Genomic DNA, 23018 nt, shown 5'->3' with positions numbered 1-23018 from the left:
GTCCCCGCGGGGGACCGACCGGGCCCGCCCGCGTTCAGCGGTACGGGACTGGGCGAGGGGCATCGTCATGACAGCCAGGATTCCGGAACGAGCCACAACAAGGCGGCGGTATAGAAGAGGAAGCGCAGGAACTTGCCCAGCGCCATCCAGCCCAGGCAGGGCCAGAACGGCAGCTTGAGCCAGCCCGCGACGGCGCAGAGCGGGTCGCCCACGACGGGCAGCCAGCTCAGCAGGCAGGCCTTGGGGCCGAAATGCTGCAGCCACCGCATCGCGCGCGAATGCGAAGGCTCGTGGTGCTTGACGGCCTCGACCGCCTTCTCGACGCCATAACCCATCCACCACGACACCGCGCCGCCCAGCGTGTTGCCGATGGTGGCGACGGCGATGACGGGCCAGAACATGCTGGGATCGGCTTTGACGACGAGGAAGACGGCCGGCTCCGAGCCTAGGGGCAGCAGCGTCGCCGAGACGAAAGCAATGACGAAGACCGCCACCAGCCCGATCTGGGGCAGGGCGAGGGCGGCGAGCAGTTCGCTGATGAAATGACCGAGCCAGGCTTCCATGGCGGTCATTGTCGGTGCGGCCGGATGGCTACAATCTCGCCTCTTTTTTAAGCAGACCTCTCGTGCAAATCGGCCCCCACCTTCTCCCCAACCGGCTCTTCGTGGCGCCGATGGCAGGGGTGACGGACYGGCCCTTCCGCCAGCTCTGCCGGCGCCTGGGCGCGGGCTACGCGGTCAGCGAGATGGTGACGTCGCGCAAGGAGCTGTGGAACAGCCTCAAGACTTCGCGCCGCGCCGACCACAGCGGCGAGCCCGGGCCGATCGCCGTGCAGATCGCCGGCACCGACGCGGCCATGCTGGCCGAGGCGGCCCTGCACAACATCGACCGCGGCGCGCAGATCATCGACATCAACATGGGCTGCCCGGCCAAGAAGGTCTGCAACAAATGGGCGGGCTCGGCGCTGATGCGCAACGAGGCGCTGGCGCTGGCGATCGTCGAGGCCGTCGTTGCCGTGTGTTCACCACGCGGCGTGCCCGTCACGCTGAAGATGCGCACCGGCTGGAGCGAAGACGAGCGCAATGCGCTGCACCTGGCGCGGTTGTTCGAATCCGCGGGTATCGCGATGCTGACCATCCACGGCCGCACGCGCGAGCAGGGCTACAAGGGCCTGGCCGAATACGACACGATCGCGGCGGTGAAGACAGCGTTGACCATCCCCGTCGTCGCCAACGGCGACATCGACTCGCCCGAGAAGGCGCGCGACGTGCTGGCCTACACGGGCGCCGACGCCTTGATGATCGGCCGCGCCGCCCAGGGTCGCCCGTGGATCTTTCGCGAGGTGGCCCATTTTCTGGCGACGGGCGAACACCTAGAGGCGCCGACCGTCGGCGAAGCGCGCGACTGGTTCACCGAGCATCTGCACGACCACTACGGCCTGTATGGCGAGTTGAGCGGCATGCGCAGTGCGCGCAAGCACATCGGCTGGGCCGTGCGCGGCCTGCCCGGCGGCGAAGCCTTCCGCCAGCACATGAACACACTTCAGAGCTGCGACCTGCAGTTGCAGGCTCTGCGGGACTGGTTCGATGAACTCGGCCAGACCCACGACCGGCTGCCGCCTGCTGCGGCCGCCAACGACGACGATGCCGAGGCCCAAGAAGCCTGCGCCGCCTGACGAAACCCATTCGCTCCCCTGTCATGAGTGCCCAGAAGAACACCCCGCCCAACCCCATCGACGCCTGCGTGCGCGAAAACCTCGAAGCCTTCTTCCGTGACCTCGACGGCCAGGAGCCGCACTCGATGCACGAGATGCTGATCAAGCTGGTGGAGAAACCGCTGTTCGAGATCGTCATGCGCGAAGCCGGCGGCAACCAGAGCAAGGCCGCGCAATGGCTGGGCATCAACCGCAACACGCTGCGGCGCAAGCTGACCGATCACAACCTCTAAGCCCTTCATGACCCAACTCACTGCACTGCTCTCGGTCWCCGACAAGACTGGCATCCTCGAATTCGCCAAGGAGCTTCACGCCCTCGGCGCCAAACTGCTGTCCACCGGCGGCACCGCCAAGCTGCTGGCCGACAAYGGCCTGCCGGTGACGGAAGTGGCCGAGCACACCGGTTTCCCCGAGATGATGGACGGCCGCGTGAAGACGCTGCATCCCAAGATCCACGGCGGCCTGCTGGCCCGTGGTGACACGCCCGAGCATGTCGCGGCGATGGCGAAGCACGGCATCACGCGCATCGACATCCTGGCCGTCAACCTCTACCCGTTCGAGGCGACCGTGGCCAAGCCCGGCTGCACGCTGGAGGACGCCATCGAGAACATCGACATCGGCGGCCCGGCCATGGTGCGCAGCGCGGCCAAGAACTGGAAGGACGTGACGGTGCTGACCGACGCGGCCCAGTACGCCGCCGTGCTCGCCGAGCTCAAGGCCCATGGCAAGACCAGCGACAAGACGCGCTTTGCGGCCTCCGTCGCCGCCTTCAACCGCATCGCCCAGTACGACGCCGCCATCAGCAACTACCTGTCCGCGCTGCAGGAAGACGGCAGCAAGGCCGAGTACCCGGCGCAGATGAATGCCACCTTCGTCAAGGTGCAGGACCTGCGCTATGGCGAGAACTCGCACCAGAGCGCGGCCCTCTACCGCGACCTGTTCCCGGCACCGGGATCGCTCGTCACCGGCAAGCAGCTGCAGGGCAAGGAGCTCTCGTACAACAACATCGCCGACGCCGACGCGGCCTGGGAATGCGTGAAGAGCTTCGACACGCCAGCCTGCGTCATCGTCAAGCACGCCAACCCCTGCGGCGTGGCCGTGGCGGCCAGCGCGGCCGAGGCCTACAGCAAGGCCTTCAAGACCGACCCGACCAGCGCCTTCGGCGGCATCATCGCCTTCAACCGCGAAGTGGACGGTGCTGCGGCCCAGCTCGTCGCCAAGCAGTTCGTCGAGGTGCTGATGGCGCCGAGCTTCAGCGCCGAGGCACTGGAGATCTTCAGGGCCAAGGCCAATGTGCGCCTCATGCAGATCGCGCTGCCGCCGGGCGGCTCGCGCCCCTGGGACCAGGGGCGCAACGCCGGTGACAGCAAGCGTGTCGGCTCCGGCCTGCTGCTGCAGACCTCCGACAACCACTTCCTGAAGAAGGAAGACCTGAAGGTTGTCACGACGCTGCAGCCCACGGCCCAGCAGCTCGATGACCTGATGTTCGCCTGGACGGTGGCGCAGTATGTGAAGAGCAATGCCATCGTCTTCTGCGGCGGCGGCATGACGCTGGGCGTCGGTGCCGGCCAGATGAGCCGCCTGGATTCGGCCCGCATTGCCTCCATCAAGTCCCAGCATGCCGGCCTCAGCCTGGTGGGTTCTGCCGTCGCCAGCGACGCCTTCTTCCCCTTCCGCGACGGCCTGGATGTGCTGGCCGATGCGGGCGCGAGCTGCGTCATCCAGCCCGGTGGCTCCATGCGCGACGACGAAGTGATCGCTGCAGCCAATGAGCGCGGCATCGCCATGGTCGTGACCGGCGTGCGCCACTTCCGGCACTAACGAGCCCCTCGTCCAAGGAGTACCTTGGCCGGTCCCCCGAGGGGACGGCGATGCTTGCGGCATTGAGCCGCAAGCATCGCCTGAGGCGGGCCGGCTCGGGAGCGGCCCAGCGCTCGGCCCGCAAATCCCTGTTAATCCACCTGTCACCAACGCGACTAGACGCAGTCCTCTAGTCCAGGGCCTCTCCCGATGGTGGGGGCCCGTCTTGCGGTTAGCCTCGATGCATTAGATCGAGAACCGGAGACATGCCCATGGACACCGCCCTGCAGGAGCGCCTGCATCTGGCGCTGACGGCGCAGCGCCGCGCCTACGAGGCCGAGCGCATGCCCTCCTACGAGGTGCGCCGCGACCGCCTGCAGAGGCTGATCGCGATGACGCGCAAGCATGGCGAGGCCCTCGCCGCGGCCATGGCCCAGGACTTCGGTCACCGCGCCCGCCAGGAGTCGCTGCTGGCCGACATCTTCACCGTCGAGTCCGGCGCCAGCCACGCGCTCAAGCGCCTGCGCCGCTGGATGAAGCCCAGGCGCGTCGAGACACCGCTGCATTTCCTGCCCGGCCGCAATGTCCTGATGCGCCAGCCGCTGGGTGTCGTGGGCATCGTGTCGCCCTGGAACTACCCCTACTACCTGGCCATGGAGCCAGCGGTCGCGGCCCTGGCCGCGGGCAACCGCGTGCTCATCAAGCCGTCGGAGCTGACGCCGGCCACCAGCGAGCTGATGGCGCGCATCGTGGCCGAACACTTCCAGCCCGAGGAGATGCAGGTCATCACCGGCGACGCCGAGGTCGGCAAGGCCTTCACCGAGCTGCCCTTCGACCACCTCTTCTTCACCGGCTCCACCGCCGTGGGCCGCCACGTGGCCCAGGCCGCGGCGAAGAACCTGACGCCGGTGACGCTGGAGCTGGGCGGCAAGTCGCCCGTCATCGTCGACCGCAGCTGCAACCTCGAGCTGACCGCCTCGCGCCTGGCCTTCGGCAAGCTCTTCAATGCCGGCCAGACCTGCGTCGCACCCGACTACCTGCTGGTGCCCAGGGAGATGGTCGAGCCGCTGAGCCAGCAGATCCTGGCCGAGATGCGCCGCATGTATCCGCGCATCGCCGGCAATGCCGACTACACCAGCATCGCCACGCCGCGCCATCACGCGCGGCTGCAAGGCCTGATCGCCGATGCCGCCGAGCGCGGTGCGCGCGTGCTGCGCAGCCATGACGAGCAACCCGACGACAGACGCCTCGTGCCGGCCCTGCTGCTGGGCGTGCCGCCCGAAGCGACCGTCATGCAGGAAGAGATCTTCGGCCCGCTGCTGCCCATCGTCGGTTACGACAAGGTGGACGAGGCGCTGGACCACATCAACCGCGGAGAGCGCCCGCTGGCTCTGTACTGGTTCGGCCAGGACGGTGTGGCGCGCGACCATGTGATGGCCCAGACCCACGCCGGCGGCGTGACGGTGAACGACTGCATCTGGCATCTGGGCCAGGAGGAGCAGCCTTTCGGCGGCGTCGGCGCCAGCGGTATGGGCTCCTACCACGGTGAGTGGGGCTTCCGCACCTTCAGCAAGGAGAAGCCGCTGTTCATCCAGTCGCGCTTCGCCGGCACCAAGCTGTTCCAGCCCCCCTATGGCGCGACCTTCGAGCGCCTGCTGTCCCTGTTGAAGAAAGTGGTGTGATGAAGCGCCGTGGATTCCTGAAGTTGGGCATTGGTGCCGCCGTCGTCATCGGTGTAGCTGGCGCCGGTGTCGCCCTCATCAAGCCTGGGCTGGTCGACGGCAAGCTCAGCCCGGGTGCGCGCGAGCTGATGGCCGCAGCTGCGCATGCCGTATTGGGTGACCTGCTTGCTGCCGATGGCGTGGATGCCCAGCTCGCGCGCCTGGACGTCTCCATTGCGGCCCTGCCCGCTGCCACCCGCAAGGAGCTGTCCGATGCGCTGGGCCTGCTGTCCACTGCCGCTGGCCGTTATGCCCTCGTCGGCCTGTCCAAACCCTGGGCCGAAGCCAGCACTCAGGACATCCAGCAGGCCTTCGACGCCATGCGCCTGTCCACCTCCAACACCCGCCAGCAGATCTATCACGCGCTGCGGGACCTGAACGCGATCGCCTTCTTCACCGAACCGGCGAACTGGAAGACGGCAGGCTACGCCGGCCCGAGAGAGATCCCATGAGGATCGACGCGCAGGGCCGTCCCAAGCAAGATCACTCCCGCCTGGCGGGACAGGCCGCAGGCCGAAGGGTGCACCCATGATTCCCGATCCCATCCTTGAAGGCCTGCAACGCGGCTGGAAGGTCCACGGCGGCCCGCATGCCGCGCTGCCCGCCACGCTGGACTGCGACGTCGCCATCATCGGCAGCGGCGCCGGTGCCGGCATCACGGCCGAGATGCTGGCCCGCGCCGGCCTGAAGATCGTCATCGTCGAAGAAGGCCCGCTGCGCTCCAGCAGCCAGTTCAAGCAGCGCGAGGCCGATGCCTACCCGCAGCTCTACCAGGAAGCCGGCGGCCGCAAGACGGTCGACCAGGCCATGAACATCCTGCAGGGCCGCTGCGTGGGCGGCTCGACGACGATCAACTGGACCGGCTCCTTTCGCACGCCACCCGATGCGCTGGCCTACTGGGGCGAGGAGTTCGGCCTGACCGACTTCAACGAGGCCGCGATGGCGCCCTGGTTCGAGCAGGCCGAGCGGCGCCTCAACATCGGCGACTGGCTGACCGAACCCAACGAGAACAACGACGTGCTGCGTCGTGGCGCCGAGAAGCTCGGCATCCCGACCAAGGTCGTGCGCCGCAACGTCAAGGGCTGCTGGAACCTCGGCTCCTGCGGCATGGGCTGCCCGACGAATGCCAAGCAGTCCATGCTGGTCAGCACGCTGCCGGCGGCGCTGGACCTGGGTGCGACCATGCTGGTTCAGACACGCGCGGCCAAGCTGGAGTTGCAGGGCGACAAGGTCACTGCCTTGGTCGCCGAGCCGGTGGCGCTCGATGGTGCCGTCACGGGTGCGACCGTGCGCATCACCGCCAAGCATTACGTCGTTGCCGGCGGCGCCATCAACTCGCCGGCCCTGCTGCTGCGCTCCAACGCCCCCGACCCCAACGGCTTGCTCGGCAAGCGCACCTTCCTGCACCCGACGGCCGGTGGCGTGGCGCTGTTCGATCACGAGGTGGCCGGCTGGGCGGGCGCGCCGCTGTCGGTGTTCTGCGACCACTACCTGCACACCGGCCCCATCGATGGCCCGGTGGGCTACAAGCTCGAGGTCGCGCCCGTGCACCCGGCCTTCGCGCTGACCAACGGCGGCGGCATCGGCGCCGAACTGGCCCAGCGTGCCAAGGACATGCCCCGCACCCAGCTGATGATCGCCCTGCTGCGCGACGGCTTCCATGCCGACGCGGCCGGCGGCGCCGTCAAGCTGCGCGGCGATGGCTCGCCGGTGCTGGACTACGCGCTGACCGACTATCTGCTCGAAGGCGCCCGCCGCGCCTATCTGACGATGGCCGAGATCCAGTTCGCCGCCGGCGCCAAGACCGTGCGGCCGGTGCACGAGCAGGCACCGGGCTATGCCAGCCTGGCCGAGGCCAAGGCCGGTATCGCCGCGTTGACGATGAAGCCCTTCCTCGCCACCGTTGGCAGTGCCCACGTGATGGGCGGCTGCACGATGGCGGCCGACGCCGGCCGCGGCGTCGTGCGGCCCGACGGCCAGCACTGGCAAGTCGGCAATCTGTCGGTACACGACGGCTCGTTGTTCCCGACCAGCCTGGGCGCCAACCCGCAGCTGACCGTCTACGGCCTGGCGACACGGCTGACGAGCGGCCTGATCCAGCGCCTGGGTGCCAAGGCGGTGATGCTGGCCTGACGGCGAGAATCGTCGGCATGCCGACGATCCGCCACGCCACACCCGGGGACGCCACGCTGCTGGCGTCCTTTGCCGCCCAGGCCTTTGCCGACACCTACCGCGAGCTCAGCGACGCGCAGGAGATCGCCGACTATGTCGGCGAGCACTTCCAGCCCGAATTCATGGCCGGCGTCATCGCCGACCCGGCCTGCACGACGCTGCTGGCCTGGGTGGGTGAGGAGTTGGCCGGTTATGCCATCCTGAGCGCCGCGCCGCCGCCCGACTGCGTGACGGGCCCGGCGCCGCTGAAGCTGTGGCGCATCTATCTGGGCGCGGGCTTCATCGGCCAGGGCCTGGGCGCCCGGTTGATGCAGGCGGTGCATGCCGAGGCCCGCCAGCGCGGTGCTCGCACGCTCTGGCTCGGCGTCTACGATCGCAATGTGCGCGCCGTCGAGTTCTATGAGCGTTTCGGTTTTGCCAAGGTCGGCGGCCAGGAGTTCGAGTTCGGCGGCCAGATCTACATCGACCCCGTTTACGCGGTCGCCGTCCCTCAAGAGGTCTCATCATGATCGAAGGTTCCTGCCTGTGTGGCAGCGTGCGCTGGCGCTTCGATGGCCAGCCCGACGGCGCGACCGCCTGCAACTGCACGGCCTGCCGCCGCTACGGCACGCTTTGGGCCTATGACTATGTGGACGAGGGCATCCACGTCACCGGCCCGACGCAGGCCTATGTGCGCGGCAAGGCGCTGGAATTCCACTTCTGCCCAAGCTGCGGCTGCGTGACGCATTGGCGCGGCCTGCGCCTTGACGAAGCGGGGCGGCGGCGCATTGCCGTCAATCTGCGCCTGGCCGAACCCGAGGCCGTGGCGGACATCCCCATCGATCACTTCGACGGCTTCGACAAATTCGACGATCTGCCGCGTGACGGGCGCTGTGTCAGGGATTATTGGTTCTAGTCCTACGCGTAAGGTCTTGAAACCGGACACCCCACCGCAAGATCAGGGGCGCAAACTGCCGCATGGCTTGAGGAGTGTTGCGATGAAGTTCCCCCGATTCCTGCTCTTGTGCATGGCCCTGCTGTCCGGCCTTTGGCTGGGTACGGCCCAGGCCCTGCCTCAACTCGACGAGGTGCAGTCGGCCGTGCAACGCGGCGACTACCCCGGCGCCGAGAAGATGATGCGCGAGGTGGTCGCGGCCAAGCCCGACAGCCCGCGTGCCCGCTATGTGCTGGCCGAGATCCTGGCCCACCAGCGCCAGTTCAACGAGGCCGCCGAGCAGGTGCGCCGCGCTCGCGCGCTGGACCCGGCCATCAAGTTCGCCGACCCGGCCAAGTTCAATGCCTTCGAGCAGTTGCTGCAGCGTGAGCAGGCCGGCGTGGCCAAGTCATCGGTGACGACGCCGGCCGTCGTCAACGCGGCGCCACCGGCGCGCGCAGCGCCCGTGGAGCGCAGCGAGAGCGGCGGTGGCGTGCCGATCTGGCTGCTGATCGGTGGCGTCGTCGTCTTCATCTGGCTGGCCATGCGCTGGATGCGCAACCGCACTGCCGCGCAGGCGGCGCAACCCGCCATGGCGGGCGGTTATGGCCCGGGTGGCTACGGTGGTGCTGGCTACGGGCCTGGCGGCATGCAGGCCCCGGGCTCGGGCGGCCCGGGCATGCTGGGCGTCGGCCTGGGTGTGGCGGGCGGTGTCGCGGCCGGCATGCTGGCCGAGAAGCTGCTGCATGGCGGCCATGACGAGCGCAGCATCCCGCGCGACAACGGCGGGGGCAGTGGCTATCTGCCTGGCAGCTTCGATTCCGGCGGCTCCGGTGGCGCCGGCGACGAACTGGCCCGCCGTGATGTCGACTTCGGCAGCGGCGATGGCTGGGGCGGCGGTGATGCCGGCGGTGGCGACCTCGGCGGAGGCGGCGGCGGCGACGACTGGTAAGTTGTCACGGGCTGGCGCCAGGGCGGACCCTGATAATCCGCCCCCATGACGCCAGCCGCTTTCACCGGCCAGTTGCTCTCCTTCATCGCCCGTCTCATCACGGGTGCACAGGGCCACTGGAAGGGCTGCCCGCCGACGGCGGAGCAGCGCATCTACATCGCCAACCACCAGAGCCATTTCGATCTCGTCCTGATCTGGGCGGCCTTCCCGCACGATCTGCGCGCCAGCACCCGCGCCATCGCCGCACGCGACTACTGGACCACCAGCGCCTTCAAGCGCTGGCTGACCACCTCGGTCTTCAACGCCATCTACGTCAGCCGCGCGCGCAGCAACCCCGACGAAGACCCGCTGGAACCTCTCGCCGAAGCGCTGGCCAATGGCGACTCCCTCGTCATCTTTCCCGAGGGCACGCGCTCCAACAAGGGCAACCCGCAGCCCTTCAAGTCCGGCATCTACCACCTGGCCGAGCAGTTCCCGCATGTGCAGCTGATCCCGACCTGGATAGACAACGTGCAGCGCGTCATGCCCAAGGGCGAGGTCGTGCCCGTGCCCATCCTGTGCACGGTGACCTTCGGCGCCCCCATCCAGTTGCGCCCTGACGAAACCAAGGCCGACTTCCTGTGCCGCGCCCGCGAGGCCGTCATGGAGCAACGGCCCGACCCCTACTGGGTCGGCCGCGAGGCGGAGGGCGGCTGATGCGCTGGCTCAAGGCCTTGACCTCCAGCGAGCAGGTGGCGCTGCTCTTCGTCGTGCTGTTCGGCTTTCTGATGCTGCTGACGGTGGGGCTGTTCCTGAACTCGCTGCGCGAGCGCGAGAGCGAGGACGAGCGCGTCAAGTCCCAGCTCGCCTGGGAACGCGTGCGCCGTGACCTGCGCGCCGCCTGGATCGGCGGCTGCATGTTCTGGGTCGCCTGGATCTCCGGGCCGCTCGGCGCGACGCTGCTGTTCGCGCTGTTCTCCTTCCTGGCGCTGCGCGAGTTCATCACCCTGGTGCACACCGAGCGCAGCGATCACCGCACCCTCATCGTCGCCTTCTTCGTGCTGCTGCCTGTCCAGTACATGATCTGCGGCACGCGCTTCTTCGACCTGTTCACGGTCTTCCTGCCGGTCTATGGCTTCCTGGTGCTGCCCATCGTCAGCGCGCTGGCGGGCGACCCGCGCCGCTTCCTGGAGCGCAACGCCAAGATCCAGTGGGGCGTGATGGTCTGCGTCTACGGCCTGTCGCATGCGCCGGCCCTGCTGCTGCTGGACATCCCGGGCAACACCGGCCGTGGCGCCTTCCTGCTGTTCTTCCTCGTCATGGTGGTGGCCGCCTCGCAGATCGCGCAGGAGATCGCCACCCGCGCGCTGCGCCGCCGCCCGGTGGCCCGGCAGATCAGCCGCAGCTACTCGATGCGGGCCTGGTGGATAGGCACCCTGACCGGCGCACTGGCCGGCCTGCTGCTGTACTGGATCACGCCGTTCAAGGCCGGCCAGGCGCTGGCCATGGCCTTCCTGACCGCCGGTGCCGCGGGCTTCGGTGGCCTGGTCATGAAAGCCCTGAAGAAGGACGCCGGCGTGCTGTACTGGGGCAACCGCAGCTCCATCACCGGCGCCGTCGGCCTGCTCGACCGCATCGCGGTGCTGTGCTTTGCCGCACCGGTGCTGTTCCACTCGGCGCGCTGGTACTACCGATGAGGATTCTGGGCATCGACCCGGGTCTGCAAACCACAGGCTTCGGAGTGATTGAAGCCGACGGTCCGCGCCTCGCCTATGTCGCCAGCGGCACGATCAAGACCAGTGCGGTCGACATCGGCGACCTGCCGGCACGGCTGAAGATCCTGTTCGACGGCATCCGCGAGGTCACGGCGCGCTACCAGCCGCAGTGCGCGGCCGTCGAGATCGTCTTCGTCAACGTGAACCCGCAGTCCACGCTGCTGCTGGGCCAGGCCCGCGGTGCGGCGCTGGCGGCGCTGGTGTCGGCTGATCTGCTCGTCAGCGAGTACACGGCCACGCAGATGAAGAAGGCCATCGTCGGCCACGGCCAGGCCAAGAAGGAGCAGGTCCAGGCCATGGTGCAGCGGCTGCTCAACCTGCCCGGCATCCCGGGCAAGGACGCCGCCGATGCTCTCGGGTTGGCCATCATGCATGCGCATGCGCGCATCAGCTTCGAGGCGATGAGCCGGCACACGACGCTGGCACGCCGGCAGCACGCGGCATTCAAGGGCGGCCGGACGTACTAGGAAGTCGGTTTGTTGGGACGAGCCGGTCTGCCAGTGCGCGCCGCACAAGTCTGACGGAGGGCACTCGGGGCATGCCTTCTTCCGGACGAAGAACGGCCCGCGCTATTCGCCCGCCATCTCAAACTCGGGCGCCCCTGCGGAGCGGTAATCCGAGGTCAACCGACGTGTGTTCCTCGCAACGAGCGCAGGGTAGGTAACCCCTCGGATGCGGGGAGTCAATTGCCATAGGCGTGTTCGGGCTGGTTGTGAAAAATCACGGTTTTCCTAGGAAAAACAAGCATTTGCGTTGGTTCGACGGCTCTGTGACGGCTCTGTGACGGCTTCGGTGGGGGGATACCCCCGGGAATGTCTTCCTACTCCGTAAAAAAAGCATCACTACTCTCCCTCGGTCCGCTGGGCCTAAAGGCGTTTCACGGCGGTCAATTCAGCCTCAACCCTTTACCTCCGCTTCGCCATGAAATACCGCTTTCTTGCCCTCGCCGCGCTGACCATCGCCAGTCTCAACGTCCAAGCCGACACCGTCGCGCTTTGGGACTACAGCGCCGTACCCACTACTACCAAGCACACGCAAACCGCGAACGGCGCCTCCTTCGCAACCGTGGGTGCGATCACGACCAGCTTCGCTGGTGGCGTGACGAACCAAGCGCTGAACACTGCCTCCTACGCCGCACAAGGGACAGGCAACCTGACGCGTGGCGTTCAATTCCTGATCGACACCACCGGCTACACCGACCTCGTGCTGACGTTCGCCCAGCGCAACAGCGCCACGGCCTCGGCCTGGACGACGCTTCAGTACACCCTCGACGGCAGCAGCTGGCTCAACGCTGCGAGCTTCCAGATGCCGGCCGCGCAGTCCACCCAGTTTGTTTCCGGCTTGACGTTCGATTTCAGTGCTATCCCTGCAGTCGACAACAACGACCACTTCGGCATCCGCTTCCTGGCCAGCTTCGCCCCTGGCACCAGCACCTACCTGGCCACGGGCCTCAGCTCCACCTACGGCACCGCCGGCACCATCCGCTATGACAACGTGCTGCTCAGCGGCACCGCCATCCCCGACCCGCTGCCTGTGCCCGAACCTCAGACTTATGCGCTGATGCTGGGCGGCCTCGCCGTCGTGGGCATGCTGGCCCGCCGTCGTCGCGCGATCTGAGCGTTGCTGCCCGCCCTTCCAAGCCCCAGATTCACTCTCTCGTCGAGGATGTTGTGAAAGATCAATCCTTCCCCCTGCGCCCGCTTGCCGCGTGCATGCTGCCGCTGCTCTTGGCAGCATGCGGCGGCGCCAACTCGCCCACCGCTTCGGTCACGCCCGCCGCTACGGACGGCATGGCGCAAGCCGCTGCTGTGCACCCGAGCGTCAAGTACCCGGACCATCACGAGTTCGAGGCTGAGCTGAATGCTCCATTTGTTAGCGAGCAAGCCAGCGGCGCTCGCCGCTTCAGCGTGACGATGCACTACCTGGGAGCCCCGGAGGGCGAGCAGTTCGCTTACAAGCTTGAGCTGGTGTCTCCGGCCGGCAAGGTCGTGCAGACCTATGCCGGCGTGGAGCGCTTCAGCGGCAAGCCTGTGGCGCTGAACTTTGATTGGGCCGGTCGCACCGACAAGGCCAACCTCGCCGATGGTGTTTATGAGGCTCGCTTGACCGCCTTTGCGGTCGATGCTGGCATCGCCTCCAAGGGCGATACCGCCGAGGCGCGCGTGCAATCCCTGGCTCCGGCGGACGGTCACGCCCATACCGAGTCCTTCCAGTTCGTCATGGGCGCTGCGCCAGTTGCCAAGATGCCGGCCTACCGTGCCATGGCTCTGGGCAGCCAATTGAGTGGCGGCGAAGTGCCTCGTGCGAAAGCTCAGTCTGCCGGCGCGATCGCCAGTTGGCCCTACACCGTCTTCTATGGTTCCCTGCACGGGCAGACCAATGACTCAGACGGCGGCGGCAACGTGGCGACATGCAACGAGTCGCAGCCTGCGCAGACTGGCCAGTACGGTCCCGATGCGGCCTTCCCCTACGCCAAGAACCGCGGTCTGGACTTCTTCGGCAATACCGATCACAACCATTATTTCGATGGCAGCTCTGGCTTGGGAAATATCCCCGCCGCTACTGCGAAGACCCGCTACACAAACGGCGTGAGCATCGCCGCCAGCTACACCGCCGCCAATCCCGGCTTCCTCGCCATGTACGGCATGGAATGGGGCGTCATCAGCGGCGGTGGCCATCTGAACATCTTTAACAGCGATGAGCTCTACTCTTGGGAGTACGACCCAAGCAATCAGCTTTACGGCCATCGATTCATCGCCAAGAACGACTACGCGTCGCTCTACACCGTGATGCGGGCAGCCGGTCAAGTGGGGCAATTCAATCACCCTGATACGTCCGGCCAGTTCGTTGTGAACGGCACTGACTTTGGCTACACCGCCGACGGCGACGAGGTCATGGTGCTGGCCGAGGTGTCCAATACCAGCGCCTTCTCTAACAAGGAAGACGAAACCCAGCTCCCTGGCGGAGGCTACGAGAGCGCCTACAAGAAGATCCTCGAGCGCGGATTCCACGTCGCACCAGCCACTAATCAGGACAACCACTGCGCCAACTGGGGTGCCTCGTACACGAACCGAACGGCCATCCTCGTCCCAAACGGCACAGCTCTGACCCGTGAGAGCTTCGTCGAGGCGCTGCGCGCCCGCCGTGTGTTCGCCACCCACGACAAGAACTCGCAGCTTGTGTTCAGTGCTAACGGCGCCATCATGGGCTCGCGCATCAACAATCAGGGCGCACTCAACCTGAACATCGGCTTCGCCAACACAACTGGTAAGACCGTGTCGTTGATCGAGATCTGGCAAGGTGTCCCTGGCCGCAACGGCACGATGACGGTGCTCAGCAATAGCGCCACCTACAGCCACACCCCGACCGATGGCTTGCATGTCTACTACGCTCGCGTCACACAGAATGACGGAAAGGTCCTCTGGTCCGCCCCTATTTGGGTGAACCAAGGCGCCGCCAACAACGGCGACACCACGCCGCCCACCGTCAGTGCAAGCGAAACTGGCAACAGCGGCACCATCACGTTGTCGGCCGTGGCCAGTGACAACGTGGGTGTGACTAAGGTTGAGTTCTGGGTTGATAGCGCGCTGAAGGGCACGGTCACGACTCAGCCGTACCAGATGACGCTGAACTCGTCCACACTGCCGAATGGTGCGCACTCGTTGGTCGCCAAGGCTTTCGATGCCGCAGCGAACAGCGCTTCATCCACAGCGGTGAATTTCAATATCACCAACGCCGGAGCCTCGGCCAGTGAGACTGAGTCGAACAACACCATCGCAACCGCCAACGCTTTGGGCACAGCGACAACGGTCACGGGCTTCGTCAGTAGCGCCACCGACAAGGATTACTTCAAGGTCGATCTGCCGGCCAATAAGAAGATCCGCGTTGACATGACCGGCCCTAGCGGTGTTGACTATGACCTCTATCTTGTGAGTTCCTCGGGTGCCGGTCTGGCGTCTTCCGAAGGCACAACGGCCTCCGAGTCACTGACGTACACCAACGGCACCAGCGCTCGCACCGTCTACATCAAGGTGCAGAGCTACAGCGGCTTCAATGCGGCCTCGGGCTATACGCTGACGATCAGCTATCCCTGAGTTAGGGATGCTGCATCACGCGGCGAGATAGCGCCGTCGCGTCAAAACGTAGGGGCCTCCGGGCCCCTATTTCTTTGTTGCGCCGAGGGCTGGTACAACCGCCGCGGCAGCTAGCCGCGGCTCTGCCGGTGCGTGGTTCAGAGGGCGCCGTCAGGCATGATCGCGACCCATGTCGCCCGCACTCCTCCTGACCGGCGTCCTCGCCTATTTCGCGCTGCTGCTGCTGATCGCGCGAAGCGTCGCGCGTGGTTCGGGGGCCGAGGGGTTCTATGTCGGCGGCAGGGAAAGTCCCTGGCCGGTCGTCGCCTTCGGAATGGTCGGCACGTCGCTGTCCGGCGTCACTTTCATCAGCGTGCCGGGCTCGGTCGGGGCCAACGGCTTCACCTATCTGCAGATCGCCCTCGGCCAGGTCGTCGGCTATGTCGTCATCGCCGTGCTGCTGCTGCCGGCCTATCACCGCCTCAAGCTGGCCTCGATCTACGGCCTGCTGGGCGACCGCCTCGGCCCCGCGGCCCAGCGCCTGGGCTCGGCCTTCTTCGTGCTGAGCCGCACGCTGGGCGCGACGGCGCGGCTCTATCTCGTCGTGCAGGTGCTGCACACGCTGATCCTGCAGCCGCTGGGCGTGCCCTTCGCGCTGGGCGCGGCCGTCGTGCTGGTGATGATCCTGCTGTACACGGTCGAGGGCGGCGTGAAGGCGCTGGTGTGGACCGATACGCTGCAGACGGCCGGCATGCTGGCCGGCCTGTTCGTCTGCGTGGCCCTGCTGTGGCAGACCGGTGCGCTGGCCCAGCTCGACGCGGCGGGGCTGAGCCGCGTCTGGGTCGGCGACCCGATGAGCCGCGACTTCTCCGCCAAGGCCCTGCTGGCCGGCATGTTTATCGCCATCGCGATGACGGGGCTGGACCAGGAAATGATGCAGAAGAGCCTGTCGGTGGCAAGGCTGCGCGACGCGCAGAAGAACCTCTTCGTGCTGGCCGTGCTGATGCTCGTCGTCGTCACGGCCTTTCTGCTGCTGGGCGGCTTGCTGACGCTGTTCGCGCGCGAACATGGGCTGGCCGTCAGCGGCGACACCCTCTTCCCCACCGTCGTCATGCAATACCTGCCGGCCTGGGTGCAGGTCGTCTTCGTGCTGGCCCTTGTGTCGGCCCTGCTGCCCAGCGCCGACGGCGCGCTGACGGCGCTGACGGCCAGCACCTGCCTGGACCTGCTGCGCATCCCGCGCGAGGACGTGAGCACGCGGCGGCGCGTGCATCTCGGCTTCGCGGCGCTGTTCCTGGCTCTGGTGCTGGGTTTCAAGGCGCTGGACAGCAGCAGCATGATCTTCCTGATCCTGAAGCTGGCGGGCTATACCTATGGGCCGCTGCTGGGACTGTTCGCGTTTGCGCTGTTCACGCCGAGGGCGGCGTCGGGTGGCGCGCTGGTCGGCGTTTGCGTGGCCGCGCCGCTGCTGTGTGCGCTGCTGGATTTCGGGCAGCCTTGGGGCGGCTATCAGATCGGCTTGGAATTGCTCTTGCTGAACGGCGTGCTGACCTGGACAGGTTTGTGGCTGGTGGCGCGGCGGCCGGGGCGAAGGGAGAACATCGCATGAGTCCTGAAATGACCTTGAAGCCCTTGCGGCCCTGGAAGGAAGTGCTGCGCGACTGGGTCGCCGAGGTGTCCATGAAGGTGGGGCGACCGGAGGCCGAGTTGCTGGCGCGCGGCCTGAGCGCCTACGACTTCAGCCCGGAGCGCTATGTCGAGATCCGCTACCCCTTTGGTTGCACGCACAAGATCGACTCGGCCTTCGTCGTGGTGAGGCCGCAGGCGCGGCTGGCCGCGGTGTTCTCGGAGCATGCGGGCTATCTGGAGTTCGAGCTGATCGAGGAATGCGCGGTCGTGGAGATCCGCGAAGACATCTACTGGCAGGTCTAGGCATGACATCCGGGCTGCCTGCATCGCCCCTGGCCGGCATTGCTGCCCTCGAACTGACGTCGTCGCACGTCCCGGCACTGGCGCGTTTCTTTGCGGCCAACCCGGCCTACTTCCTCGCCGTGCAGGGCGAGCCGGCGCGGCCCGACGATGCGCGGGAGGAGATCGAGGAGCCGCTGCCGGAAGGCATTCCTCATACGAAGAAATGGGTCATCGGCTATGTCAGACCTGATGGCGAGATCGCCGCTCTCGTCAACCTCGTCTCGGACATCTTTGCGCCGTCGGTCTGGAACGTCAGCACCTTCATCGTCGAGACCGCCCGCCATGGCTCGGGCGATGCGCGGCGCCTGTACGACGGCGTCGAAGCCTGGGCGCGCGGATCGGGCGCCTGCTGGCTGCGGTTGGGCGTGGTAATCGGCAACGCGAGGGCCGAACGCTTCTGGGCTTCGCTGGGCTATGCCGAGACGCGCGTGCGCAGCGGCTTTCAGATCGGCGATCAGATCAACGAACTGCGCGTCATGTGCAAGCCCTTGTGCGGTGGCTCGCTGGCCGAATATCTGGCATTGGTGCCGAGAGACCTGCCGGAGCCCGCACCCTAGATCTCCGAGCCGCCCGCCGCATGGCCCGGCGACACTCCCATCCCTGCATGTCCGTTCCTGCCGTTTCCTTGTCCTCCTCCAGTCTGTCCCGCATGCTCGCCGGCTTTGTGCGCGAGCACTGGCGCGCCTACGCCGCGGCCGGCGCGATGCTGAGCTGCATCGCGGCCATGACGGTATGGATTCCGCGCCAGGTCGGCCATGTCGTGGATGCGTTGGTGGCCGGCGGGCTCAAGGGCTCGGCGCTGCTCGAGCAACTGGCGCTGCTGGTCGTTGCCGGCCTCCTCATCTACCTGCTGCGCGCCGGTTGGCGGCTGACGCTCTTCAAGGCGTCCTTCCGCCTCGGCGCGCGTCTGCGCACACGGCTCTACGGTCGCCTTGCGTTGCAAGGCCCGGCCTACTTCCAGCGTCAGCGCACCGGCGACCTGATGGCCCTGGCCACCAACGACATCGACACCGTCGAGCAGGCCGCCGGCGAGGCCATGCTGGCGGGCTTTGACGGCACGCAGACGCTGGTGCTCGTGCTGGCCATGATGACCATCGGCATCGACTGGCGCCTGGGCCTGGCCGCCCTCGTGCCCTTCCCGCTGATGGCGCTGGCTTTCTGGTGGATCTCGGGCCATCTGCACCAGGCTGCCCAGGATTCGCTGGGTGCCTTCAGCGGCCTGAACCAGCAGGTGCAGGAAAGCCTCACCGGCGTGCGTACCGTGCGCGCCCTCGGCCTCGTCGCTCGCAGCGAGGCGCAGTTCACCGAGCTCGCCGAGAAGGCGGCCGAGGCCAGCTTTCGCTCGCAGCGCTGGGAGGCCGCCTATGAGCCGGCTGTCGGCATGACGCTGGGCGCCGCCACCGCCATCGCGCTGGCCATGGGCGGCTGGCTGGTCTCGCGTGGCGAGCTCAGCATTGGCCAGCTGACCGCTTTCACGATGTACCTCGGCCAGCTGATCTGGCCGATGTTCGCGGCCGGCTGGGTGCTGGCCCTGCTGGAACGCGGCCGGGCGGCGTGGACGCGCTTGGCGCCGGTGCTGGACGCACCGCTGACGCTGGCCGACGAGGGCAGGGCGGCGCTGCCCGTTGACACGACGCTTCGCGCCCAAGGCCTGACCTTCGCCTTTCCCGGCGCGAAGCGCCCGGCGCTGGAGAACGTCGACCTCGCCATCGCACCCGGCAAGACGCTGGGCATCGTCGGCGCCACCGGCGCGGGCAAGTCCACCTTCGTGCGCCTGCTGCTGCGCCAGTCCGAACCCGATGCCGGCCAGCTGACGCTGGGCGGCGTCGCGCTGCCCGATCTGCCCCTCGCGACCTTGCGCGCCCACATCGCCTGGGTGCCCCAGGAGCCCTTCCTGTTTTCGGCCTCGGTGGCCGACAACATCGCCCTGGCCAGGCCCGGCGCGACGCGCGCAGAGATCGAGGCCGCAGCGCGTCTGGCCTCGGTGCATGACGACATCGCGCGGCTTCCCGAAGGCTATGCGACCGAGGTCGGTGAGCGCGGCGTGACACTGTCCGGCGGCCAGCGCCAGCGCGTCGCCATCGCGCGGGCGCTGCTGTCAGACGCACCGCTGCTGGTGCTGGACGACGCGCTGTCGGCCGTCGACACCGGCACGGAGACGGACATCCTCGACCACCTGCGCGAGCTGCGCACCGCGCGGCCGGACCGCAGCGTCATCGTCATCGCGCACCGGCTGTCGGCGGTGATGGACGCCGACGAGGTCATCGTGCTCAAGCAGGGCCATGTCATCGAGCGCGGCACGCATCAACAGCTGCTGGAACTGGGCGGCTGGTATGCGGCCCAGTGGCGCTATCAACAGATCGAGGCCAGCCTTGAAGCCGCTTGAGCCCGTGAAGCCCAAAGAGAAACCCTGGAAGAGCGTCGGGCTGCTGCTGGACTCGGCGCGTCCTGAGCGCGCGCACCTGATCCGCGGCGGCACCTGGCTCATCCTGGCCGCCGGCCTCGAAGTGCTCGCCCCCATCCTCGGCAAGCGCTATATCGACCACCACCTGCTGCCGCGCCAGTTCGACATCTTCGAGATGGCGACGCTGCTGGCGCTGATGCTGCTGACCGGCTGGGCGGCGAGCTGGATACGCTATGCCCAGCTGTCGCGCATGGCCGGCGTGGCGCGGCGCTCGGTGCTGAGGCTGCGTGAGCGTGTCTATGCCCATGTGCTGGCCCTGCCCATGGCCTTCTTCGACAAGGCCATCACCGGCCAGCTCGTCAGCCGCGTCACCAACGACACCGAGGCCGTCAACCAGCTCTATCGCCAGGTGCTCTATGTGATGCTGGATTCGACCATCGTCGTCTTCGGCTCGCTGGTGGCCATGGCCTTTCTGGACTGGCGGCTGATGCTCATCGTCGCGACGCTGGTGCCGGCCATGGTGGTCATCATCCTCGGCTACCAGAAGCTGTCGGCTCCGGCCGTGGCGCGCACCCGCCAGCTGCGCAGCGACATCAATGCGCAGATGGCCGAGAGCATGGCCGGCATGGCGGTGCTGCAGGCCAGCGGCGCGGCGGGCCGCTTCGGTGCGCGCTTCGAGACGACGAATGCCGAGCACCGGCTGTCGCGCATCGCCGAGCTGCGCGCCAACGCCTGGCTGCTGCGCCCGGCGCTGGACCTGATGAACGTGCTGCTGCTGGTCACCGTCATCTACAGCTTCGGCCGGCGTGAGATGTCGGGGCTGGAAGTGGGCCTGCTGTATGCCTTCCTGAGCTATATCGCCCGCGTCGTCGAGCCGCTGATCCAGATCACCATGCAGTTCGGCCAACTGCAACAGGCCATGGTGGCCGCCTCACGCGTGCGCACGCTGCTGGAGGAGGATGAGCACCGCGGGCCAGCCCAGGACGGCCGCGACATCGCCCAGGGTGGCATCCGCATCGAGGGGCTGACGTTCGGCTACGACCCGGCGCGGCCGGTGCTGCATGGCGTCGACGTCGACATCCCGGCCGGCAGCTTTGTCGGCATCGTCGGCCACACGGGCAGCGGCAAGAGCACGCTGCTGTCGCTGCTGCTGCGCTTCTACACGGCGCAGCAGGGGCGCATCACGGTCGACGGCCAGCCGCTGGCGGCGGTGCCCGATGCCGCCTTCCGCGACGCGGTGGGCCTGGTGCCGCAGGAGCCCTATCTGATGTCGGCCAGCGTGCGCGACAACATCGCGATGGGCCGGCCCGGCATCACGGACGAAGACGTCGAGGACGCCGCCAAGGCCGCCCGCGCGCACGACTTCATCACGGCGCTGCCACAGGGTTACGACACCAAGCTGGGCGAGGGCGGGGCGCGCGTGTCCACCGGCCAGAAGCAGCTGCTGGCGATGGCGCGAGCTTTGGCTGGCGCGCCGCGCATCCTGTTCCTGGACGAAGCCACCAGCAATATCGACAGCGCGACCGAGCAGCGCGTCGGCGAGGCGCTGACGGCCCTGCATGGCCGCGTGACGGTGGTGGCCATCGCGCACCGCCTGTCCACCATCCGTGCGGCCGACCAGATCCTGGTGCTCAATCATGGCCACCTGCAGGAGCGCGGGCCGCACGAGGCGCTGATGGCCATCGAGGGTGGCCTGTACCGCCGCCTCGTGGAGCTGCAGACGCTGGAAGAGGTGGGCGAAGACCTCCAGGACGGGATCGCGCCGTAGGCGGGGCTTCCCTCTTTTGAAGGCCCCTGATCCAGGGACAGGCCAACCCCGGTTGTTGCCTGCGCGGCGCGGCCCGAGCATGCACGCGCTCGTTGCTGCCATGCCGTCGCGAGCACGCGTTCGGGACCGCTTTCCATGCGCCTGGCGGCCATGAGCTGGCCGGGCCGTGATCCCGAGTTCATCCACCCCGATCAGGGAACCCCATGATGCGTTTTCAAACCAAGCCGCTGGCCCTTGCCGGCCTCCTGGCGCTGTGCTCCTTCGCCCATGCCGGCGACAAAGTCTGGATCAGCCTCGGCGATGCGGCCCTCGCCCAATTGCAGAAACACACGACCGTGACCTTGAGCGCCAGTGCGACGCCCACCGCGCAGCTGGCCGGCGTTGAAAGCACGGCCGCCGCCAGCCGCCGTACGGAAGGCATCCACCTGGTGCAGGTGGACGAGGACGACTTGCTGCACCTGTCGGCCGCAGTGCACCGCGAGCTGCACCGCTGCGGCGGCTTCATGTTCCACCCCAGCCAGGCGGAAGGCCTGGCCACGCTRCAGCGCCATTCGGGCGCCGCCAAGCTGGCCGCGGCGGCCGCCGTCACGCGGCCGAGCTACGTCATCGACCAGCAGGCCGTCGTCACGCCGATGCTCAACCAGATGCAGGCGAGCAACATCGGCCAGACCATCATCGACCTGTCCGCCAACGTCAACCGCTACTACCAGACCAGCGGCGGCGTCGCCGCGTCGGACTGGCTGAAGCAGCGCTGGACCACGCTGGCCGCCGGCCGCAGCGACATCACGGTGGCGCAGTTCACCCACGCGAGCTGGAAGCAGAAGTCGGTGATTGCCACCATCCAGGGCAGCGACAACGCGAACGAAGTGGTGGTGCTGGGCGGCCACCTCGATTCGATCAACCAGTCGAACACCAGCGAAACCGGCCGTGCGCCGGGCGCCGATGACGATGCGTCCGGCGTGGCCAGCCTCACCGAGGTGTTCCGCACCATGGTCGCCACCGGCTACAAGCCGCGCCGCACGCTGAAGTTCATGGCCTACGCCGCCGAGGAAGTGGGCCTGCGCGGCTCGCAGGAGATCGCCACCAGCTTCGCCAATGCCGGCACCAACGTGGTGGGCGTGATGCAGCTGGACATGACCAACTACAAGGGGTCGGTGAATGACATCTACATCTACACCGACTACACGGACAGCGCGCAGAACACCTTCGTCACCAACCTCATCAAGACGTATCTTCCGACGCTGAAGATAGGCACCGACCGCTGCGGCTATGCCTGCTCCGACCATGCCTCATGGACGGCCAAGGGTTACTACGCCACCATGCCCTTCGAAGCGGCCATGGGCGAGGACGACCCCTATATCCACACCGCCAACGACACCTATGCCAACACCGGCAGCCAGGCCGACAACTCGCTGAAGTTCGCCCGCATGGCGCTGGCCTATATGGTGGAGCTGGGCAGCGACGGCAGCAGCGGCATCCCCGACAAGACCGAGACCTTCAGCGGCAGCCTGACGAAGAACCAGACGCGCAGCTTCGGTCCTTTCAAGGCCGGCGTGGGCACGTTCAAGGCCAGCACCACGGGCACCGGCGACATCGACCTGTATGCCAGGCGCACCACCGTCCCGACCACCAGCAGCTACGACTGCAAGTCCGACGGCAGCACCGCCACCGAAAGCTGCAGCATCAACGTCACCGCCAACGGCGATGTCTATGTGCTGCTCAAGGGCTACACCGCCGGCAACTACAACCTGACGGTGACCTACAAGCCGCAATAAA

General features: G+C 67.3%; 21 protein-coding genes. 20 read left to right on the top strand and 1 reads right to left on the bottom strand.

The genetic code is table 11. The features are described 5' to 3' along the window. Positions 1-65: 65 nt before the first annotated feature. Entirely contained in the window at positions 66-563 is a 498-nt protein-coding gene (locus AC1D2H_RS20215; RefSeq protein WP_477930946.1) for a YqaA family protein, read from the bottom strand. Between the two features lie 62 nt (positions 564-625). Between AC1D2H_RS20215 and dusB the strand changes: the two genes are divergently transcribed. The 20 genes from dusB (at position 626) to AC1D2H_RS20115 (ending at position 23017) form a co-directional block, all read left to right on the top strand. Further along, positions 626-1675 (top strand): tRNA dihydrouridine synthase DusB, encoded by a 1050-nt coding sequence (dusB, locus tag AC1D2H_RS20210; RefSeq protein ID WP_478012217.1) that lies wholly within the window; start codon positions 626-628, stop codon positions 1673-1675. A gap of 23 nt (positions 1676-1698) precedes the next feature. Then, entirely contained in the window at positions 1699-1947 is a 249-nt protein-coding gene (locus AC1D2H_RS20205) for a helix-turn-helix domain-containing protein (RefSeq protein WP_478012216.1), read from the top strand. Positions 1948-1954: 7 nt separating this feature from the next. Next, positions 1955-3535 (top strand): bifunctional phosphoribosylaminoimidazolecarboxamide formyltransferase/IMP cyclohydrolase, encoded by a 1581-nt coding sequence (gene purH / locus AC1D2H_RS20200; protein ID WP_478012215.1) that lies wholly within the window; start codon positions 1955-1957, stop codon positions 3533-3535. A gap of 251 nt (positions 3536-3786) precedes the next feature. Beyond that, a complete protein-coding gene (locus tag AC1D2H_RS20195) occupies positions 3787-5196 on the top strand; it encodes a coniferyl aldehyde dehydrogenase (RefSeq protein WP_478012214.1) in 1410 nt (469 codons plus the stop codon). Beyond that, entirely contained in the window at positions 5196-5687 is a 492-nt protein-coding gene (locus tag AC1D2H_RS20190; protein ID WP_478012213.1) for a hypothetical protein, read from the top strand. The genes AC1D2H_RS20195 and AC1D2H_RS20190 overlap by 1 nt, the downstream gene beginning before the upstream one ends. Positions 5688-5763: 76 nt before the next feature. Continuing rightward, entirely contained in the window at positions 5764-7368 is a 1605-nt protein-coding gene (locus AC1D2H_RS20185; RefSeq protein WP_478012212.1) for a GMC family oxidoreductase N-terminal domain-containing protein, read from the top strand. 17 nt (positions 7369-7385) lie between these two features. Continuing rightward, positions 7386-7916: an N-acetyltransferase family protein gene (locus AC1D2H_RS20180; RefSeq protein WP_478012211.1), complete on the top strand. Its 531-nt coding sequence runs from the start codon at positions 7386-7388 to the stop codon at positions 7914-7916. Next, positions 7913-8302 carry a GFA family protein gene (locus AC1D2H_RS20175; RefSeq protein ID WP_478012210.1) on the top strand — a complete coding sequence of 130 codons (390 nt, stop codon included), beginning with the start codon at positions 7913-7915 and terminating at the stop codon, positions 8300-8302. Before AC1D2H_RS20180 ends, AC1D2H_RS20175 begins: the two co-directional genes overlap by 4 nt. Positions 8303-8384: 82 nt before the next feature. Then, positions 8385-9272 (top strand): tetratricopeptide repeat protein, encoded by an 888-nt coding sequence (locus AC1D2H_RS20170; protein WP_478012209.1) that lies wholly within the window; start codon positions 8385-8387, stop codon positions 9270-9272. Between the two features lie 45 nt (positions 9273-9317). Further along, the gene (locus AC1D2H_RS20165) at positions 9318-9968 is read left to right on the top strand and encodes a lysophospholipid acyltransferase family protein (protein WP_477930929.1); all 651 of its coding nucleotides are present in this window, start codon (positions 9318-9320) and stop codon (positions 9966-9968) included. Beyond that, positions 9968-10948, top strand: a complete 981-nt coding sequence (locus AC1D2H_RS20160) for a phosphatidate cytidylyltransferase (protein ID WP_478012208.1) — start codon at positions 9968-9970, stop codon at positions 10946-10948. The genes AC1D2H_RS20165 and AC1D2H_RS20160 overlap by 1 nt, the downstream gene beginning before the upstream one ends. Continuing rightward, entirely contained in the window at positions 10945-11493 is a 549-nt protein-coding gene (gene ruvC, locus AC1D2H_RS20155; RefSeq protein WP_477930926.1) for a crossover junction endodeoxyribonuclease RuvC, read from the top strand. The genes AC1D2H_RS20160 and ruvC overlap by 4 nt, the downstream gene beginning before the upstream one ends. Before the next feature lie 454 nt (positions 11494-11947). Beyond that, positions 11948-12643 (top strand): PEP-CTERM sorting domain-containing protein, encoded by a 696-nt coding sequence (locus AC1D2H_RS20150; protein ID WP_478012207.1) that lies wholly within the window; start codon positions 11948-11950, stop codon positions 12641-12643. Positions 12644-12738: 95 nt separating this feature from the next. After that, positions 12739-15120, top strand: a complete 2382-nt coding sequence (locus AC1D2H_RS20145; protein WP_477930923.1) for a CehA/McbA family metallohydrolase — start codon at positions 12739-12741, stop codon at positions 15118-15120. A gap of 169 nt (positions 15121-15289) precedes the next feature. Next, entirely contained in the window at positions 15290-16708 is a 1419-nt protein-coding gene (locus AC1D2H_RS20140) for a sodium:solute symporter (RefSeq protein WP_478012206.1), read from the top strand. Between the two features lie 8 nt (positions 16709-16716). Further along, entirely contained in the window at positions 16717-17031 is a 315-nt protein-coding gene (locus tag AC1D2H_RS20135) for a hypothetical protein (protein WP_477930920.1), read from the top strand. A 2-nt stretch (positions 17032-17033) separates the two neighbouring features. After that, the gene (locus tag AC1D2H_RS20130) at positions 17034-17627 is read left to right on the top strand and encodes a GNAT family N-acetyltransferase (protein ID WP_478012205.1); all 594 of its coding nucleotides are present in this window, start codon (positions 17034-17036) and stop codon (positions 17625-17627) included. A 92-nt stretch (positions 17628-17719) separates the two neighbouring features. Further along, entirely contained in the window at positions 17720-19456 is a 1737-nt protein-coding gene (locus AC1D2H_RS20125) for an ABC transporter ATP-binding protein (RefSeq protein ID WP_478012268.1), read from the top strand. Then, complete coding sequence (locus AC1D2H_RS20120) at positions 19404-21242, top strand: ABC transporter ATP-binding protein (protein WP_478012204.1); 1839 nt, start codon at positions 19404-19406, stop codon at positions 21240-21242. The genes AC1D2H_RS20125 and AC1D2H_RS20120 overlap by 53 nt, the downstream gene beginning before the upstream one ends. 206 nt (positions 21243-21448) lie before the next feature. Next, positions 21449-23017, top strand: coding sequence for a M20/M25/M40 family metallo-hydrolase (locus tag AC1D2H_RS20115; protein ID WP_478012203.1), 1569 nt, complete (start codon positions 21449-21451; stop codon positions 23015-23017). The last annotated feature ends 1 nt before the right edge of the window (position 23018 follow it).

Source organism: Roseateles sp. P1_C1_2 (assembly GCF_056406535.1).
The sequence above is the reverse complement of the archived record's forward strand: the minus strand, read 5'-3'. Positions and strand labels throughout refer to the sequence as shown.

Excerpts from the sequence above, each read along its gene's own strand:
- AC1D2H_RS20215 (WP_477930946.1), bottom strand. The coding sequence starts at position 563 with ATGGAAGCCTGGCTCGGTCATTTCATCAGCGAACTGCTCGCCGCCCTC.
- AC1D2H_RS20205 (WP_478012216.1), top strand. The coding sequence starts at position 1,699 with ATGAGTGCCCAGAAGAACACCCCGCCCAACCCCATCGACGCCTGCGTG.
- AC1D2H_RS20195 (WP_478012214.1), top strand. The coding sequence starts at position 3,787 with ATGGACACCGCCCTGCAGGAGCGCCTGCATCTGGCGCTGACGGCGCAG.
- AC1D2H_RS20190 (WP_478012213.1), top strand. The coding sequence starts at position 5,196 with ATGAAGCGCCGTGGATTCCTGAAGTTGGGCATTGGTGCCGCCGTCGTC.
- AC1D2H_RS20185 (WP_478012212.1), top strand. The coding sequence starts at position 5,764 with ATGATTCCCGATCCCATCCTTGAAGGCCTGCAACGCGGCTGGAAGGTC.
- AC1D2H_RS20180 (WP_478012211.1), top strand. The coding sequence starts at position 7,386 with ATGCCGACGATCCGCCACGCCACACCCGGGGACGCCACGCTGCTGGCG.
- AC1D2H_RS20175 (WP_478012210.1), top strand. The coding sequence starts at position 7,913 with ATGATCGAAGGTTCCTGCCTGTGTGGCAGCGTGCGCTGGCGCTTCGAT.
- AC1D2H_RS20170 (WP_478012209.1), top strand. The coding sequence starts at position 8,385 with ATGAAGTTCCCCCGATTCCTGCTCTTGTGCATGGCCCTGCTGTCCGGC.
- AC1D2H_RS20165 (WP_477930929.1), top strand. The coding sequence starts at position 9,318 with ATGACGCCAGCCGCTTTCACCGGCCAGTTGCTCTCCTTCATCGCCCGT.
- AC1D2H_RS20160 (WP_478012208.1), top strand. The coding sequence starts at position 9,968 with ATGCGCTGGCTCAAGGCCTTGACCTCCAGCGAGCAGGTGGCGCTGCTC.
- ruvC (WP_477930926.1), top strand. The coding sequence starts at position 10,945 with ATGAGGATTCTGGGCATCGACCCGGGTCTGCAAACCACAGGCTTCGGA.
- AC1D2H_RS20150 (WP_478012207.1), top strand. The coding sequence starts at position 11,948 with ATGAAATACCGCTTTCTTGCCCTCGCCGCGCTGACCATCGCCAGTCTC.
- AC1D2H_RS20145 (WP_477930923.1), top strand. The coding sequence starts at position 12,739 with ATGCTGCCGCTGCTCTTGGCAGCATGCGGCGGCGCCAACTCGCCCACC.
- AC1D2H_RS20140 (WP_478012206.1), top strand. The coding sequence starts at position 15,290 with ATGTCGCCCGCACTCCTCCTGACCGGCGTCCTCGCCTATTTCGCGCTG.
- AC1D2H_RS20135 (WP_477930920.1), top strand. The coding sequence starts at position 16,717 with ATGACCTTGAAGCCCTTGCGGCCCTGGAAGGAAGTGCTGCGCGACTGG.
- AC1D2H_RS20130 (WP_478012205.1), top strand. The coding sequence starts at position 17,034 with ATGACATCCGGGCTGCCTGCATCGCCCCTGGCCGGCATTGCTGCCCTC.
- AC1D2H_RS20125 (WP_478012268.1), top strand. The coding sequence starts at position 17,720 with ATGCTCGCCGGCTTTGTGCGCGAGCACTGGCGCGCCTACGCCGCGGCC.
- AC1D2H_RS20120 (WP_478012204.1), top strand. The coding sequence starts at position 19,404 with ATGCGGCCCAGTGGCGCTATCAACAGATCGAGGCCAGCCTTGAAGCCG.